Origin of the sequence: Sphingomonas sediminicola, assembly GCF_049991885.1 — a bacterium.
Lineage (GTDB): Bacteria > Pseudomonadota > Alphaproteobacteria > Sphingomonadales > Sphingomonadaceae > Sphingomicrobium > Sphingomicrobium sediminicola.
The window spans coordinates 1,704,897-1,720,528 of sequence record NZ_CP178916.1; the positions used below are offsets into that span (position 1 = coordinate 1,704,897).

The following is a 15,632-nucleotide window of genomic DNA, read 5'->3' on the forward strand; positions in this document are numbered from 1 at the left end:
CGGGGGCGGGGCTAAATGATCAAAAAGCGATTGAAGATCGCATTCCTCAGCGGTCCCGCGAACGCGGCCGAGATCTATCGCGAATGGTCCAAGGCCGAGGCGCAAGTATATTTCGGGACGGACTATTTGAAGCAGTTCCTTCAGGTTGCGTCCGACCTCGACGCGGCAAGCTATGTGGTCACCTGGTACGGCAATGAGCCGGGAGTGACGAAGCTCGGATCGTTCACGTTTGACAACCGCCCAATCACTTCTGCGGGCGGGGCCCGCTATTATCTAGCACAACTGCTTTGGCACCTTCGACTCCTGCCGACACTGCTCCGGTTCAGGCCCGATATTCTTATGCTCACGGGCAACCAGAACTTCTGGTGGACGCTCGCCCCGGTGCGCTGGCTCGGCGCCAAGATCGTCATTTCCTATCACGCGGTGCTTTGGCCGCAGTTCCGACCGGTCAAGAAATCGTGGCGCTTTCTGCTGGAGTTGAACCGGATCTTCATCCTGCGTCACGCCAAGGGCATTCTATCGACGTCGCGGGATATTCGCGGGCAGATCGAGCAGCTTCTGGGCCGCGACAAGGATCGGGTACCGATCTTCGATCACCTGCCGACCTATTCGCCGGCCCAGTTCGCTGACATCTCGCCGCCCGATGATTTGCCGCGGCGGCCGTTCCGGACGTTCTTCATGAGCCGGATCGAAGAGAACAAGGGCGTCTTCGATATCGTGGAGATTGCACGCTCGCTCGAAGCTGCGCGGCCGGGGGAGTATCGCTTCGACATTTGCGGAAGCGGCGGCGCGCTAGCGGCACTCCGCCAACGCGTTACCGACCTTGGCCTAGAAGGCGTGGTAATGTGCCACGGCTTCAGCAATCCGGAGAAGGTCAGCGAACTGATGAGCTCCAGCCACGTTTGCATCGTTCCGACCCGGACGAACTATGAGGCGGGCTTTGAGATGACCTGCTCCGAGGCAATTCTCGCAGCGCGTCCATTGGTGACCTCCGCGGTCTGCCCCGCGCTCGATTATCTGCGCGACGCATCCGTAGAAGCCAAACCCGACGACCCCGCTTCTTATCGCGAAGCCATCGTGAAGCTGAGCGATGACCCCCAGTTGTATGCCTCGAAGCAGCGCGCCTGTGCTGGCTTGCAGGCGCAATTCTACGATCGCGGCAACAGCTGGTACTCGGCAATGCGGCGTGCGCTTGATCCTTACGCACGGAAACGCTGAGCTAGGGGCCGGAAATGCGCATCGCCTATCTCACGAGCCAATATCCGGCAGCTTCGCATACCTTCATCCGGCGCGAGGTCGAGGCGTTGCGCGAGCAAGGCGTCGCCATCGATACCTTCAGCATCCGCAAGCCCGGTTCCGGCGAAGCCAGCGCCGATGCCGACAAGGCCGAAGCTGGTCGGACTTTCTATGTCCTCGCACAGTCGCCGCTGGCGATTGCCGCCGCAAACCTTGCAACCTTCGTCACCCGGCCCGCCGCCTATCTGAAGACGTTCGGTTTGGCGCTTGGCCATCGTGCTCCGGGGGCCCGCGGGCTGTTCCTTGGGCTCGCCCATTTCGCGGAAAGCGTATTGCTTGCGCGTGAATTGCGCCTCCGGAATACGGAGCATCTTCACAATCACTTTGCGAACTCCGCCGCGACCGTCGGGCTACTGGCCACCCGCCTGCTAGGCATCGGGTGGAGCTTCACCATGCATGGGATTTCTGAAACCGATTATCCGGCCGGCCTCATGCTCGGCCGAAAGATCGAAGCTGCTGAGTTTGTCGCTTGCGTCTCCTTCTTCGGAAGGGCGCAGGGAATGCGGCTGGTAGCGCCCGAGCATTGGGAAAGGATGCACGTCGTCCGCTGCGGGCTCCCCTTCGATCAACTGCCGCGAAGCGGACCGCGGGACTCCGAAGCAAAGACCATCATTTGTGTCGGACGACTCTCTCCCGAGAAAGGACAGGCCGGACTCCTTCGGGCCTTCTCGAGACTTCACAAGGCACGAGCCGACATCCGGCTGCGGTTGGTGGGTGACGGACCTGATCAAGCTTCGTTGAAAGCTCTCGCGGAAAAACTTGGAATCGCCAGCGCAGTGACGTTTCTGGGCAGGCTTTCGGAAGAGCGGACACTGGCGGAGATTGCGCAAAGTGACCTGCTTGCTCTGCCAAGCTTCATGGAGGGTCTCCCGATCGTCCTGATGGAGGCCATGGCTCTCGGCGTTCCCGTCGTCGCTAGTAGGGTCGCGGGCATTCCCGAGCTTGTGGACGATGGGCTCTCCGGCTTGCTCTTCGCGCCTTCGGACTGGGACCAACTCGCAGGACAGATCGAGCGGTTGCTGAACGATCAGGCGCTTCGCGGGGCCGTTGCCGAGCGTGGCAAGGCAAAGGTGCTGGCGGAATTCGATGCGCGCAAGTCTGCGATGCAGATGGGTCGGCTGTTCAACGACAACTTTGGCTCGAGCGTTGCGGTGAACTGAATGAGAAAGCTGTCCCTAACGTTCGGTCTCAGAGAAGCCGTCGTGCTGGCGCTTGCCGGATGCGTGATTGCCGTGATGGTCGCGATCCGGAAACTCTAACCCTCAGCGGCCCGTCCGGAGCCAATCCCCGGGGGCCCCGCGCTTGGCGAGGCCGAGGTACATCGGCACCTTCCACATTGCATAGAGAGGCAGTCGCGCCAGCACTCCAAGGGAAATGAATTGCCGTCCTTCACGCAGCCAGACGACGAAGATCGCCAGGAGCGCCACGACGAGAAGGCCGAGCTGAAGGAGAACCGGCCACCAATCCAGCTTCAATGCCAAGGACAAGAGCGAGGCAATCGCCAGTGCGGCAACGTTCAAGAGCGCGAAGAGCGCGAGCGGCGGCACAAGTAGGTCGAGGCCTGCGAGCACGCCCCTGACGTCGCCTTTCACAACTGACTTGAGGATCAATTTCGGGGCCTGCCGCAAGGAGGTCGCGAGGAAACCGCCTTCCCATCTGCGCCGTTGCGTGAGCGTCCCTTCCTCAGTGCTTGCGCAGCTCCAAACCGTCGCATCGGCAACGAACTCGGGATGGTGCCCGGATTCGGCAAGCTCGAGCCCCTGCGCCAGGTCCTCGACAATGCTAGACCGCACTTCGCCGGACGCGCTGAAGAGTGCGTACGGCATCGCCATCCCGGTCCCGGTGAGATGCACTCGTCCTGCGATTCTTTGAAGGCCGCGCTGCCGGACCAAATTCTTCAGCATGAATGCAAAGGTCGAAATCTGGACCAGCGGGGAGCTTGCCTTGTCCGGCCGCAGGAGATTGACGGCCTGCACGGGGCTTCCGGATCCAGCCGCCGATACCAATGCCAACAGGCTCGGGGAATCCATCCGGCAATCCGCGTCGAGAACGGCGAGGACATCGGGCGGATCGCTCGCTAAATGCTCGGCGGCAAATGCAAGCGCGTGGCCCTTCCCCCGCTGGTCTGCTTCATTCCGTTCGATCACTTCCGCCCCGGCCGAGCGAGCAATTCCTGCCGTCGTATCCGAGCAATTGTCCGCCACGACGAGAAGCCGAACGCCCTCCGGCAGTACAGACGTCAAAGCTGCCACCGTATGCCCGATAACCAGAGCTTCGTCGTGAGCCGGAACGATGACCACCGCAGAAACCCGCTTGCTGCCCGCGCGCCGAAATCGACTGGTTGGCAGACCCGCGATCAATTCGACGACGAAGAATGCCGTCAACACCGCAAAAGGTGCCAGCAAGATAATCACGATCCCGATCACGAAATGTGTCCCAAATTCATTTTCGACAGCAATCCGGAAAGCTTGCGGCGGGTTTAGACTAGGTTTAGCTTTTCTTTCGCACAATCAATCAGGCGAATGTGCGGAGATCGGGCACCCCTTTTGCTTTTAGCCAAGGCGCAACCTCAAACCAGCTTCGTACGCTCGATCGGCCTCGCCGATCTGGTGCTGATAGCAGGCGTTGGAATAATCCTGCTGCCCACCATGATACAGGTTGCCCGGTTCAACTGGACGACTGAACAAGGCGGTCACGGGCCCATCGTCCTTGCAACCGGTGCCTGGCTCCTTTGGCGGGAATTGAGAGGCAGCCACGCCGTCCGGGAGCCAGGTAGTCTCGCGCTCGGACTTTCTCTGCTCATTCCGTTCTTGGCGATCTACGGGCTGGCGCGGGTAACCGGCATACTCGAGATCGAGGCGATCGCAATGTATAGCGCGCTGATCACCGGCCTCTATTTGCTGGTGGGCGGAAAGCTGCTCAGATCGATCTGGTTTCCGCTAGTGTACCTTGCGCTGACTTTGCCTCCGCCGGATTCGGTCGTCGCGGCGATCACCCAACCGATCAAGATCGCGATCTCGCAATGGGCGGTCAGTCTTCTCCACGCACTCGGATATCCAATCGCGAGTTCAGGGGTGACCATCCAGATCGCCCAATTTGAATTGCTGGTCGCGGCCGCGTGCGCGGGGCTGAACTCGATCATCAGCCTGGGTGCGATCTGCCTGTTCTATGGATATCTGCGTCACCGCAGCAATTTCCTGTCCTTTGCAGTCATTGCCCTGTCAGTGATCCCGATCGCCGTCTTCTCGAATTTTGTCCGGGTGATCATCCTGATCCTGATCACCTATTACATGGGCGAGTCAGCTGCGCAGGGATTCCTCCACGACTTTGCCGGGCTCACAATGTTTGCGGTCGCCTTGGTGACAGTCTTCGTAATTGACAGCATTTTCACGCGCGTCCTGCATCTCCGGACCGGAAGGGCCGCGCAATGAGCGACGATATCGGACGGCCCGAGCGAATGATGACAAGGCGCAAGTTCGGCCTTGGGCTCGCTTTCGCATCGGTCGCGGGCGTGGCGGCGGCGAGATTGCCCAACAAGAATCTGGATTATCTCGGCAAGCAGAAGCTCGAAAGCGTCATCCCGGATAAGATCGGACGCTGGAACTATGTTTCCAGTAGCGGCCTGGTGGTCCCTCCCGAGGACCAGATGATCCGCGCGCTTTACAGCCAACTCGTCACACGCGTTTACTCGGATGGAAGCGGTCCGCCGATCATGCTCCTCGTCGCGCAAAGCGCCACGCAGACCGGCATTCTGCAAATCCATCGCCCCGAGATTTGTTACACGGCCGGCGGGTACCAATTGTCGGCGATCGAGCCGCATGTCGTTGGATTGCCCTGGGGCGCCCTTCCGACCCTTAGCATGTCTGCGACGAGTGACTCGCGAACCGAGCAACTGGTCTACTGGACCCGCATCGGGGATCGCCTCCCGAAAAGCTGGCGAGAGCAGCGGATGGTGGTTGCAATGGACAATCTGCGCCGGATCATACCGGACGCAATCATGGTTCGCGTATCGACCTTCGGAAACGACAAGGCGCGTGCACTTGCGTCGATGGATGAGTTTATCCTGTCGCTGATGAATTCAGTCTCGCCGCAGGTGCGGCGCGTATTCATCGCCTGAGCGTCATCTCTTCGGCCAGGTTTTGAACGGCCTCAGGTAGTAGATGATGAAGCCGAGCGTCGCGAGAATGAGCGGAATTGCAATGAAATGCAGTCCCTTGTTGCCGATATAATTGGCAACCGCGCATCCAAGCCCGGCACCCAGATAAAGCAGTAGCGAGTCATTTTCATGCTGCACTTCGTCGGAAGTCGAACGCTGCATGAAGAGAACTACAAGCCCGGCGAAGATTCCAACTGTGACCCAGTCGTAGACGGTTTCCATGTCCCCCCTCACCCTAATGGCCTGTGGCATGGGCGATTCCTCCATGCTATGACCTTATACCACGCGATTTTCAAATGGTGGGGGCTTAGCGTGCGTTCGACGATACTAATTGGCGTTGGATTGGCTCTGGCCTTGTCCGCCTGCAACAAGAAGGCGGAAGGTCAAACGGTTGCGATCGTCAATGGCGAGGAAATAACCGCGGCCGAGCTCAACTCTGAGTTGACCGGTGCGAATACTCCCGTTGGCGCCGATAAGAACGCGATGCGCTCACGCGTCCTGCAGGCGATGATCGATCGCCGGCTTCTTGCGCAGCAGGCAAAGACCGACGGCGTCGACAAGACACCGGAATTTCTCAACCGGCAGCGCAAGCTCACTGAAGATCTTCTGATCAGCATGCTCGCAACGCGGCAGATCGACACGGCGCAACTTCCATCAGACGAGGAAATCCAGAAGTTCGAGGCGAGCAGACCGCAAATGTTCGCAAACCGCGAGCAGTGGAACCTTGAGCAGCTGCGCTTCCAGATGCCGACCGACCCGGCCGTGAGAGCCAAGCTGGATCAGTCGAAGACGCTCGATGATATCGCCGCAGTCCTCACTGGCGCGGGCATTACGTTCGTCCGCCAGAAGAACCGGCTCGACACGGCAATCATCCCGCCCAATCTGTTCGGCCAGCTTGCAACGGCGGCAGGTACCGAACCCTTCATCATTCCGGTGGGCAATTTGGGCGTCGCGAGCGTAGTCGTTTCGCGCGAGGCTGCGCCGATTACCGGCGAACAGGCCAAGTCGGTCGCGGTCGCTACAATGCGTCGGGAACAGGCGGCAAAGCTGATGCAGAACCGCCTGAAGACGATCCGTCAATCAGCCAAGATCGAATATAAGCAGGGCTTCGCTCCACCCACCAAATAAGGGTCAGGAGCCGCTTCTAGCTCTTAGGCTTGGCTTCCGCCTGGCCGTACCCGGCCGCGTAATAATCGTCGACGCCATAGCCTTCGCTCACAACACCACCGCGGTACTTGTTCAGGATCACGCCAGCTAGACGCGCGTCGCCCAGCAGGTTCACCGCGTCCTGGATTTCGCGCTGCTTTGTTTTACCTTCCTCAGCGACAACAATGTATGCGTCGAGACGGCCCATGGCCGTCGATGCATCGTCATTCGCGAACACTGGCGGAAGATCGACGATGAAGAGGTTCTTCTCGTCGGAAACCCGCATCGATCGAAGTAGCGTCTGTGCACGCTCGCCCGCCAGCAACTCGGCCGAATGAATCTTCCCTGCCATGGTCGGCATGATCAGCAGCCGTTCGCCCTCGAGGTGATAAACCGCCGGCGCGTCCACGCCGGGCGTACCTTGCAGATAGTCGCGAAGTCCGCTTTCCGGCGCGAGGCCGAAGAAATCGCTGAGCGAGCCTCTGCGAAGATCGAGGTCGACCACGTAGGTCCGGAACCGCGGATCGCGGCTGAGCGATGCGGAAACATTGGCGGAAATGAACGATTTTCCGACGTTCGGGGTCGCGGATACGACGCCGATCATCCGCCAGCCGCGCTTCATGTTCATTTCTAGCAGCCGCGCCCTGATCAGATTGAAGCTCCGCGAACGGGTATCCATACTGTCGAAACCGAACACTCCGCGCGCCCGCGCAGTTTCACCATCCCACGGCACTTCCACGGCGCCTTCGCGGCCCGGGATCGGGATTACGGACAGAGTCGTTGCTGGCTCAGCGCTCACGGAAGACACTCCAGCAGTCTCGTGGAACGGATTATGCAAAGCGAGCCTCACGCTTCCTGAATAGTCCGAAGCGCTTCTTACTCGGCCGGGTCTGAAGAATTGGTACCACGCCGAGGATCGGAAGCCCCATGGACTGAACCTGGGCCGGGCTCCGCATCGGCCGGTTGAGCAATTCTATGAGCAGCGCGAGTATTAGTCCGAGCGCCAGCCCGGCTGCCGCACCAGCTCCAATTACCAGCGGTCGATTTGGCCACTGCGGGCGATCCGGCAGGTTCGGGGGCTCGACAAGCGACAGGCGCTCCGCACGCTGCTCGTTGGCGAGACGCGCACCACCCTGAGCCCTCATCAAATTGCCGGCGACAGTCTTGTACTGCTCGCGAAGCGCATTGGCCTGGTTCTCGAGCTGGGACGCTCGTTCCATGATCGCGGGCGCTCTTGCCTGGCCCGCCGCGGCCACATTGGCCCGATTGACCAGCGCATCGCGAGCGGCCCGAAGCTGCGCGATCGCCGCATTATTGGCCTGGATCTGGTCCTGGACGATCGAGTTCGACGTGGAGCCACTGTTCCGCGCCGCCTGCCTCAGGATTTCGACACGCTCTCGCGCCGCGATGACGTCCGGGTGAGAGTCGCTGTAGGTCGACTGCGCGACTGCGAGCGCGGCCTCCGCCTGCGCCAATTGAGAATCCGATCCGCCAGTCTTGCTTTGGCGAACCAATTGCCGGTTCTCGTTTTCAAGGCTGGTGATCTGCGCCGTGTAGCTTCCCGTATCCATGAAGACCGGCGCGCCGGCGCCCGAAAGGACGACGCCATTCGTCGTCTTCAGCGCAGTGATCTGCCGTTCAATCTGCTGGATCTGGGTCTGCAGCCTGCCAGCCTGTTCCTGAAGGAAGCGGACAGTCAGGTTGGCCTGATCCTCCACCTCGTCGCTGTCCATTTTCAGGAACTGGGTCACATAGGATTGCATCACGGCCTGGGACTTGCCCGGATCCGGGTAGTCGTAGCTCATCGTGATCGCGATGGTGCTTTCCTTGCTCGTCCCGCTCTGTCCAATGTCGCCTGCCAATGCTCCGACCGTCGTCGCCTTCCGCATCTTGTCGACGACATAGGACATTGGCTTCGTTCGCCGCTCGGACGGATAGAGATCGTTCTGCTCGATCAGGCTGATGAGGTCGCCGCGGCTAAGGACCTGTTCGCGAATCTTCGCGATGCGCTTCTCAATCTCACCAGCGCCCGGAGCTTCGACGATATCCGTCGAAAGATCCTGGGACTCCACAAGCAGCGTCGCCGACGACCGATAGAGCGTAGGAAGCATGAAGGCCGTGATCAGGCCGACGAGGAACACGACGATGAACGGCACGATCACGTACATCCGCCGCTGCCAGAGAATGGCCGGCATGTGGTTGATCAGCCAGGCGCCGCCGCCTTCCGCCCGCTCGAGCGTTCCGGGCTCGATCATCCAAGATCTCCGAGACGATAGCGGAGGAACAGCGAACCGGTCAGGTCGCCATCAGGATCGGGACCATTCTGGCGAAGCCAGCGCCCGCTCACGTCTGCTCCTCCGGAAAGGCGGCCATTGATCTTGCGGCTGTAGCTCGCCGCGATGCGGAAATAATGCGACTTGAAGTTGCTCGTAAGCTGATCGTCGGTGACGTATCGAGTGACCCCGGTCGACAGCTGGACGGTCTGCTTGTCGTCGAGCCTCTTGTACCAATCTACGTTGACCGACGAACTGTTCGAGAGCGCCGCGCGTGAGAGACTCTGCGAGCTCCGCGCAATTCGCCCACACAGCCGTTCCGTTTCCGAGCTGTGACAAATCGATCCGTCGAACACGAGCGACGCGGAATGATCGCTTTCGCCGTCGCGTTGGAACCTCGAGAAGCTGACCCCGATGCCACCTTGGATGTCCCAATACTCGCTGAGCCGCGTGCTCAGCGTCAGCCTCGGGCTGATGATCGTCGAATGGTCGCTTGAATTGTCATAATTGGTGCGGTCGGCTCCGACGCTGAACCCAATAGAAGTTCGCTCCGACAATTGGTGATTGTAGGCGCCGTTGACGAAGACGGTCGTATAATCGTTGAGAAAATCGCCGGTGAACCAAACCCGCGATGCGCCCCCCGAAAGGGTGATGTTGGTGCGTGGACCGGTCCGGATTGCCGCACCGCCCTGTCCGTACAAACGGTACTGACGTCCTGCGAAGGAGAAGAGATCGGGATCCTGCACCGTGACTGGCGGAGGCGGCAGTGTTACGTCCGGCACTTCCGGGACGGGCGGTACGTACAGGAAGCGATTGCTCAGCTGGCCTGAAAGATCGCCGCTGACACCGCCGGAGGCGAAAACCCGGATGGTTTCGCTCGCTTTGTATTGAGTGTCACCGGTGACGGAGAAGATGCTCTTGAAATCATACTTGTTGAAATAAGTGGAGCCCTCGGCAAACGCCGCAATGCTCGTCGAAGCGCGCTCGCTAGACCAGGCGTGTACGCCGCGCGCTCCGAGCCGCCCGAAAGCAGATCCGTCACCGTTGAACTCCAGGAACGGATTGCTCGAGTAGCCGAGGCCCGCAGTCAGATCGATGTAGCTTGCCGACCTCTGTGGCTGCGCTCCCTCGGTCGGCTGATCCGCCGCCTGGGCAAGCGCGGGAGCGCTCCAGACTGCGAAGACCCCTGCGGTCGCGGCGAGACAGTGCTTGCGGAATGCATTCATCACGGCACCACCAATGTATCTCCGCTCTGGATGAACGGAATGTCTGCTTCAGTGAGACCCTGTGTGTCCCCTTTGAGGACATTGCTCAAGCGAACTCGAATGGTCTGCAATTGCGTGCCCGACTTGCGCAGGATGGAAATGTTGCTCATCGACGCGAATTCGGTCGGCCCGCCCGCAATCGAAACGGCCTCCAGCGCATTGACGTAGCGGCCAGGAGTATAGGTGCCCGGCGCCTTGACCTTGCCCACGATCGAGAACTGGTAACCATTCGGGTTCTTCACGCTGACGGTCACCTGGGGGACCGCTCCACGATACTGTGGCTGAAGAGCCGCCGAGATGACCCGCTCCAGATCCGCAGGCAGCTGGCCCGCCGCGACGAGCTGCCCAACCAGGGGAAAGCGAACGTGCCGTCAGGAAGGACGCGAACGGTCCGTTGAAGACGGTCGTCGCCCCACACCATGATCTCGATATCGTCGCCGGGATTGATACGATACGCGGGCCCGGCCGTGGCCTGGGCAGGCGCTGGCCGCCGCGTTTGGGCGGCTAGCGGTTGGAGCAGAACAGTCTGGAAGAGGATTCCAGCAATCAATGCGACAAAGGCTTTACGCACCAAGGCTCCTTTCGCCAGTCCGCGCGCACACGCGAGATCGTCTCGTCGTTCAGCATGCTAGGTTACAAAACGATAACTCGCAGAGTAGTATATACAAATTATGAAGGTCCGAAGCCCGTTTTTTGCGGCTTGTTGCATTGCCGCCACGGCGCTTTCGGTAGCTCTCGCCGGCTGCAGTTCATCAGAGTCAAAAGCCCGTGCGGGCTTTGAGGAATATCAGGCCGCAGTTGCGTCCGGAGACCTGCTCGCGGCTCGACGGGCATTGCTCGAGGTCGTAGCCGCCAAGGACGACGAGCCCGCTTATTGGGAGGAACTCGGCAAGGTCCAGGTCGAACTGGGGTCGCTCGGCGACGCCTATTATGCTTACACCCGGGCGCATGAACTAGATCGCACGAACGCGCAGGTCCTTGCAAACTTGACACAGTTGGCGTTGCTCAGCGGCGACATCGACGTGGCGGAGAAGCAGGCTCGGCAGCTTGAACTCATTTCCGCCGACGCACCGGCGGTCAAGCTCGCCCACGGCTATGCGGCACTAAGGCGCCAGAACCTGGACGAAGCGGATCGGCAGGCCGACGCATTGCTCCGGTCACTCCCGTTCGAACCGGGCGCCAAGTTGCTGAAGGCGCGCATCCTGCTGGCGCGCGGGAAGCATGAAGAAGCGGCCTCGTTACTAGAAAAGCAGCTTGTCGTTCGCCCTGATGATGCTGGCTCCCTGAAGGCCCTCATGGCGCTCCACGAACGCTACGAGAATTGGCCGGGGGTGGCGTCCGCGGCAAGCCGGGTCGCACAGCTGGATCCCAAGGATGTGGATGCCGGTCTGGCTGCCGTGGACGCAAGGCTTCGTTCGAAGGATATCGCTGGCGCCCTGCGAGCGGCACAGCCTTTCCTGAAGCCCGATGCGCCCGGCGAACAAGTGGATTCCGTGCTTTGGTTGTGGGCGGAGCATTGGAGGTCGCCGGAGGCACTCGCCGCCGCGCGGCAATTCAGCAGGGCGGCCGGCCCGCAGCAGCGGCTGGCCTATGCGGGCTATTTCAATGAGGTCGGCAGCCCTCAGGATGCCATCGACCTGGCCGGTGGCAGGCCCATCCTTCCGATCAGCCTAGCCAACTCCAGCGCCAATGCGATCATCGCGGACTCGCTGGCGATCGGCGGCCGCACTGCTGAAGCAAAGCAGATGCTGGACACGATCCTGAAGCTGGAGCCCGATCACGTCTATGCGCTGCGCGCGCGAATTAACCTCGAAATAAGAGCTGGTAGGGCAATTGCGGCGATCAGCGATGCCCAAAGGCTAGTAAGCGTCCTGCCCAAGTCGGCTCGCGATCGTCTCTTGCTTGCGCGTGCTTATGCTGCTGCTGGTGACAGCCGCCAGCTGGACAGGACACTCTGGAATGCGTTTCATGAGATTCCCGCCAACCGCGACCTTTACGAGGCACTGCGTGCGCATGTCGCCAAGTCCGACGGACCAGACGCCGCCGAGGCGGTGGATGAGGAATACCGACATCAACAGGATGCGGAGCTGGTGCGAGAATTCATCTGATGCCACCTGCTGACGACGCAATCGTGGTGCAGAAACCAGTTGATCCCGCAGTCGATGCGCGGGCTACTGACTCGCGCAAGCGGCCAGTGCGCTTCACATCGAACATCGTCGGGCCGATCATCCTCGCGAGCGACCTGGCATGCCTTGCCCTGAGCGTCCCCATGTCGCTCATCGCTTACGAACTCCTCGTCGGCGAGCGGCTCATATACTCGGTGCACGTTTTTGCGTTCGCCATCCTCTCGGCGAGCTTCCTGCTGATCCGTTCCTCGAGGCGCGCCTACCGCCGCACGCTCGTCAATCTGATGCATGAGGAAGGCGACGCGCTCGTCGACGCGACGGTCAGCAGCCTCCTCGCGTCGGCGCTCGTCTGGCAGTTCGGGATGATCGGCAATTATTCCCGCGGTGTCAGCCTGCTGTATCTCGTCTCGCTGCTCTTCTGCCTCGCATTGTCCCGGCCGCTGATCAGGATCGGCCTCACCCGCATGGCGGCGCGTGGATCGATCGAGCAGCGCATCGCCTTCTACGGCGCCGATCCTCAGTCGATCGCAATGATACGCCAATTGCTGGGCGCGCTCGATCTGCCTCACCTGCGCTTCGTCGGAGTCGCGGACGACAGGCCCAAGATCGGCAAGCTCGACGATCTCAAGTTAATCGGAGGCTACAAGGAACTGGCCGAGCTCGCGCGGCGAGGCGAAGTCGACCAGGTACTGATCAGCGTTCCAAACCTGCCGACCAAGCGACTGCACGAAATCGTAGACGGACTGAGCGCCGTTTCGGTCGACGTGTCCTTAATACCGCCGGAGGCGATCGAGCTCGCCCCGGATTATCGGGTCCATCTCCTTGGATCGCTTCCAGTTCTGAACCTGTGGCAGCGGCCGTTCCGCGACATCAACCAGTTCGTGAAGCGAGGCGAAGATCTTATCCTTGGTGGGATTGCACTCGTCTTCCTTTCGCCGATCATTGGTCTCGCGGCACTTCTAGTTCGGCTCTCGAGCCCTGGCCCCGTGCTGTTCGTGCAGCCGCGGGTAGGCTTCAACAACGAGATCATCCACGTCCTCAAGTTCCGAACCATGTTCGCGGACCAGTCGGACCTCGGCGCGCGCGAGACGACGACACGCGACGATCCGCGAGTGACTCCGGTAGGCCGGATCCTTCGCAAGCTGAGCGTCGACGAGCTACCGCAGCTGATCAACGTCATTAGAGGCGACATGTCGCTCGTGGGGCCGAGGCCTCATGCGCTCGAGATGCGGGTCGGGGACCGCTACTATCAGGATGCAGTACGCGGGTACGCGGGGCGTCACCGCGTTCGGCCGGGCATCACCGGCCTCGCTCAGGTCAAGGGCCTTCGCGGCGAAATCCGTTCGGTCGAGCGCGCGAAGCGTAGGGTCGAGCTGGACAAGGAATATATTGACCGCTGGTCACTGGGTCTCGACTTCTGGATCATGATTGCGACCGTTCGCGCGGTGCTTTTCGACCGCGATGCCTACTGACCGCGAGAACTTTCTGGACGTCGCTTTCGATGTCCTTTCGGTCGACCGGTTGCTTTCCCGAATCGAGGAGACCCGGTCCGGCGCTCCGTTCCGCTACCTCGTCACTCCGAATGTCGATCACATGGTTCGCCTTCACAAGCGGAGCGGCCAGATAGACGGTCTTGAGGAAGCGTACCGCAGGGCCGACCTCTGTATCTGCGACAGCAAGGTCCTGGGTCTGCTCGCGAGATGGCGCGGCGTGCACCTGCCGGTCTTGCCTGGGAGCGACCTGACCGCACTCATGTTCGACAGGGTGATCCAAAGCGGGGACCGGATTGCCATTGTCGGCGGCGACCCGGCGCTTCTCCGAGGCCTCCAGCGAGCGCACCCGAAAATTCAGTTCGTCCAGCATTGCCCGCCGATGGGCCTGATGCAGAACCCGGATGCGCGAACGACGGCCGCGGAATTCATCTCGGATCAGAAGGCGCGCTTCAGCTTCATTTGCGTCGGTTCGCCCCAGCAAGAGATGATCGCCGCCGAAGCGGCGAAACTTGGAACCGCGAGTGGAATGGCTTTCTGCATCGGGGCGGCACTCGAGTTCATAACCGGGCAGACTAAACGCGCTCCGGTGCTGGCCCGGCGATTGGGGCTGGAATGGGCACACCGCCTGCTAACCGATCCCCGGCGTCTGTGGCGCCGGTATCTCGTCGAGGGCCCAGCCATCTTCTTGCTCGCCCTTCGATGGCGAAAAAGAACCGCATGAAAGTCGAAGCGGCGAGACAATGGAGAAAGCGCCAGCGCCGGCGCTTGTTCATTTTCGGCGGAATAGGCGCAGCAGTCCTCTTCCTCATCATCGGGGCAGCGATCCTGCTCTCGCAATCAGGGTCACAACCATTCGAAATCGCGCGCTCGAACAAGCCATCCGCACTTTCGAGATCGGTGACGGTGAAATTGAACATCCCGCCCCCCGATCTCCTTCGGCCGATCTCGCCTGAAGAAGCGCTCGCTGAAAATTCGAAGCGAGAATTCTCGGAGCGGCCCGACAGTGCCGCGGCCGCCTTCACCCTCAAAGCCGACTCCACATCGCGAGAGCGCGCGCTCGAGTGCCTTACCCAAGCCGTTTATTACGAAGCGGCGGGCGACGGCGCCGATGGCGAACGAGCGGTGGCTCAAGTGGTGCTGAACCGGATGCGTCACCCTGCCTATCCGGCAAGCGTTTGCGGCGTCGTCTATCAGGGCTCGGACCGGCCGGTCGGCTGCCAGTTCACGTTCACCTGCGATGGCTCGCTCGCGAGAATTCCGATCCCTGCCCTATGGAAACAGGCTCAAAGGATCGCCAGTCAGGCCCTTGCCGGAAAGGTATTCGCGCCGGTGGGTCACTCGACCCATTATCATGCCGACTACGTCCTTCCGTATTGGGCCGACTCGCTCGACAAATCGGTGCAGATCGGGCGGCATATCTTCTATCGCCTCAAGGGCGGCCTCGGCGCAATCAACGCTTTCCGCCAGCGCTACAGCGGTGCGGAGCCATTGCCGCCGTCGCCCACGACCGTGGAAGTGGCGCTGGATGCAGTTCAAAACGCGGGGCCAATGCTGTCGGGCCCGACCGTCGAGGATCCGCTTCGGGTATCGGCAGGAGATCTGATCACCAGCGGCGAGCCCAAGCCGCAGCTCGTCGCCGACGCTCTCCAGGGAACGTTGCTGGTTGACGGCGAGCCAAGCGCACCACCCACCTCTTCCAAACCAACATCGAAGACGACACAGGGCTGCCCTGACGATGGAGCAAAACGGATGAAAGCGCTCTCGTCCAACGACCTTCGCGTGCAAGGAACCGGCGCCGGCTGCTGATCCGCCGCGCCCGACCGAAAACACGGTTAATCCAGAGTTTCCTACGGAGTGACGATATCTTAACTCCGGAA

16 protein-coding genes are annotated in these 15,632 nt (G+C 60.9%); 9 read left to right on the forward strand and 7 right to left on the reverse strand.

All coding sequences use genetic code 11. The annotated features are described in order from the left end of the window. Positions 1-15 precede the first annotated feature (15 nt). Both ACMC5O_RS08810 and ACMC5O_RS08815 read left to right on the forward strand, forming a co-directional pair. Positions 16-1,218, forward strand: coding sequence for a glycosyltransferase family 4 protein (locus ACMC5O_RS08810; protein ID WP_426692719.1), 1,203 nt, complete (start codon positions 16-18; stop codon positions 1,216-1,218). A gap of 14 nt (positions 1,219-1,232) precedes the next feature. Then, positions 1,233-2,456: a glycosyltransferase gene (locus tag ACMC5O_RS08815; protein WP_426692720.1), complete on the forward strand. Its 1,224-nt coding sequence runs from the start codon at positions 1,233-1,235 to the stop codon at positions 2,454-2,456. Positions 2,457-2,558: 102 nt separating this feature from the next. Here the strand turns inward: ACMC5O_RS08815 and ACMC5O_RS08820 are convergent, their stop codons facing one another. Further along, a complete protein-coding gene (locus ACMC5O_RS08820) occupies positions 2,559-3,722 on the reverse strand; it encodes a glycosyltransferase family 2 protein (protein ID WP_426692721.1) in 1,164 nt (387 codons plus the stop codon). A gap of 96 nt (positions 3,723-3,818) precedes the next feature. Between ACMC5O_RS08820 and xrtV the strand changes: the two genes are divergently transcribed. Together xrtV and epsI are read left to right on the forward strand one after the other, a co-directional pair. After that, positions 3,819-4,727 carry an exosortase V gene (gene xrtV, locus ACMC5O_RS08825; RefSeq protein WP_426692722.1) on the forward strand — a complete coding sequence of 303 codons (909 nt, stop codon included), beginning with the start codon at positions 3,819-3,821 and terminating at the stop codon, positions 4,725-4,727. Beyond that, positions 4,724-5,413, forward strand: a complete 690-nt coding sequence (epsI, locus tag ACMC5O_RS08830) for an exosortase-associated protein EpsI, V-type (RefSeq protein WP_187709094.1) — start codon at positions 4,724-4,726, stop codon at positions 5,411-5,413. Before xrtV ends, epsI begins: the two co-directional genes overlap by 4 nt. A 3-nt stretch (positions 5,414-5,416) precedes the next feature. Here the strand turns inward: epsI and ACMC5O_RS08835 are convergent, their stop codons facing one another. Continuing rightward, the gene (locus ACMC5O_RS08835; protein ID WP_426692723.1) at positions 5,417-5,704 is read right to left on the reverse strand and encodes an XrtV sorting system accessory protein; all 288 of its coding nucleotides are present in this window, start codon (positions 5,702-5,704) and stop codon (positions 5,417-5,419) included. 60 nt (positions 5,705-5,764) lie between these two features. Between ACMC5O_RS08835 and ACMC5O_RS08840 the strand changes: the two genes are divergently transcribed. Continuing rightward, complete coding sequence (locus ACMC5O_RS08840; RefSeq protein WP_187709093.1) at positions 5,765-6,580, forward strand: SurA N-terminal domain-containing protein; 816 nt, start codon at positions 5,765-5,767, stop codon at positions 6,578-6,580. A 16-nt stretch (positions 6,581-6,596) separates the two neighbouring features. Here the strand turns inward: ACMC5O_RS08840 and ACMC5O_RS08845 are convergent, their stop codons facing one another. Genes ACMC5O_RS08845 through ACMC5O_RS08865 form a run of 5 tightly spaced genes read right to left on the reverse strand, consistent with a single transcriptional unit; the run spans position 6,597 to position 10,707 of the window. After that, complete coding sequence (locus tag ACMC5O_RS08845) at positions 6,597-7,397, reverse strand: CpsD/CapB family tyrosine-protein kinase (protein ID WP_187709092.1); 801 nt, start codon at positions 7,395-7,397, stop codon at positions 6,597-6,599. Positions 7,398-7,428: 31 nt separating this feature from the next. Then, entirely contained in the window at positions 7,429-8,853 is a 1,425-nt protein-coding gene (locus tag ACMC5O_RS08850) for a GumC family protein (RefSeq protein WP_187709091.1), read from the reverse strand. Next, positions 8,850-10,097, reverse strand: a complete 1,248-nt coding sequence (locus ACMC5O_RS08855) for a hypothetical protein (protein WP_426692724.1) — start codon at positions 10,095-10,097, stop codon at positions 8,850-8,852. The genes ACMC5O_RS08850 and ACMC5O_RS08855 overlap by 4 nt, the downstream gene beginning before the upstream one ends. After that, on the reverse strand, positions 10,097-10,390 hold the full coding sequence (locus ACMC5O_RS08860) for a polysaccharide biosynthesis/export family protein (protein ID WP_426692725.1): 294 nt from the start codon (positions 10,388-10,390) through the stop codon (positions 10,097-10,099). The genes ACMC5O_RS08855 and ACMC5O_RS08860 overlap by 1 nt, the downstream gene beginning before the upstream one ends. Beyond that, entirely contained in the window at positions 10,387-10,707 is a 321-nt protein-coding gene (locus tag ACMC5O_RS08865; RefSeq protein ID WP_426692726.1) for a polysaccharide biosynthesis/export family protein, read from the reverse strand. The genes ACMC5O_RS08860 and ACMC5O_RS08865 overlap by 4 nt, the downstream gene beginning before the upstream one ends. 100 nt (positions 10,708-10,807) lie before the next feature. On the opposite strand from ACMC5O_RS08865, the gene ACMC5O_RS08870 reads away from it, so the two are divergent. From ACMC5O_RS08870 to ACMC5O_RS08885, 4 genes are read left to right on the forward strand one after another with little or no spacing between them, the layout of a single operon-like run. After that, positions 10,808-12,244, forward strand: a complete 1,437-nt coding sequence (locus tag ACMC5O_RS08870; protein ID WP_425506892.1) for a tetratricopeptide repeat protein — start codon at positions 10,808-10,810, stop codon at positions 12,242-12,244. Beyond that, positions 12,244-13,734: an exopolysaccharide biosynthesis polyprenyl glycosylphosphotransferase gene (locus ACMC5O_RS08875; protein ID WP_187709087.1), complete on the forward strand. Its 1,491-nt coding sequence runs from the start codon at positions 12,244-12,246 to the stop codon at positions 13,732-13,734. The genes ACMC5O_RS08870 and ACMC5O_RS08875 overlap by 1 nt, the downstream gene beginning before the upstream one ends. Then, positions 13,724-14,476 (forward strand): WecB/TagA/CpsF family glycosyltransferase, encoded by a 753-nt coding sequence (locus tag ACMC5O_RS08880; RefSeq protein ID WP_187709086.1) that lies wholly within the window; start codon positions 13,724-13,726, stop codon positions 14,474-14,476. The genes ACMC5O_RS08875 and ACMC5O_RS08880 overlap by 11 nt, the downstream gene beginning before the upstream one ends. Further along, entirely contained in the window at positions 14,473-15,561 is a 1,089-nt protein-coding gene (locus ACMC5O_RS08885) for a cell wall hydrolase (protein WP_426692727.1), read from the forward strand. The genes ACMC5O_RS08880 and ACMC5O_RS08885 overlap by 4 nt, the downstream gene beginning before the upstream one ends. The last annotated feature ends 71 nt before the right edge of the window (positions 15,562-15,632 follow it).

Coding starts and splice junctions, on each gene's coding strand:
- ACMC5O_RS08810 (WP_426692719.1), top strand. CDS start 16: ATGATCAAAAAGCGATTGAAGATCGCATTCCTCAGCGGTCCCGCGAAC.
- ACMC5O_RS08815 (WP_426692720.1), top strand. CDS start 1,233: ATGCGCATCGCCTATCTCACGAGCCAATATCCGGCAGCTTCGCATACC.
- xrtV (WP_426692722.1), top strand. CDS start 3,819: ATGTGCGGAGATCGGGCACCCCTTTTGCTTTTAGCCAAGGCGCAACCT.
- epsI (WP_187709094.1), top strand. CDS start 4,724: ATGAGCGACGATATCGGACGGCCCGAGCGAATGATGACAAGGCGCAAG.
- ACMC5O_RS08835 (WP_426692723.1), bottom strand. CDS start 5,704: ATGCCACAGGCCATTAGGGTGAGGGGGGACATGGAAACCGTCTACGAC.
- ACMC5O_RS08850 (WP_187709091.1), bottom strand. CDS start 8,853: ATGATCGAGCCCGGAACGCTCGAGCGGGCGGAAGGCGGCGGCGCCTGG.
- ACMC5O_RS08855 (WP_426692724.1), bottom strand. CDS start 10,097: ATGAATGCATTCCGCAAGCACTGTCTCGCCGCGACCGCAGGGGTCTTC.
- ACMC5O_RS08870 (WP_425506892.1), top strand. CDS start 10,808: ATGAAGGTCCGAAGCCCGTTTTTTGCGGCTTGTTGCATTGCCGCCACG.
- ACMC5O_RS08875 (WP_187709087.1), top strand. CDS start 12,244: ATGCCACCTGCTGACGACGCAATCGTGGTGCAGAAACCAGTTGATCCC.
- ACMC5O_RS08880 (WP_187709086.1), top strand. CDS start 13,724: ATGCCTACTGACCGCGAGAACTTTCTGGACGTCGCTTTCGATGTCCTT.
- ACMC5O_RS08885 (WP_426692727.1), top strand. CDS start 14,473: ATGAAAGTCGAAGCGGCGAGACAATGGAGAAAGCGCCAGCGCCGGCGC.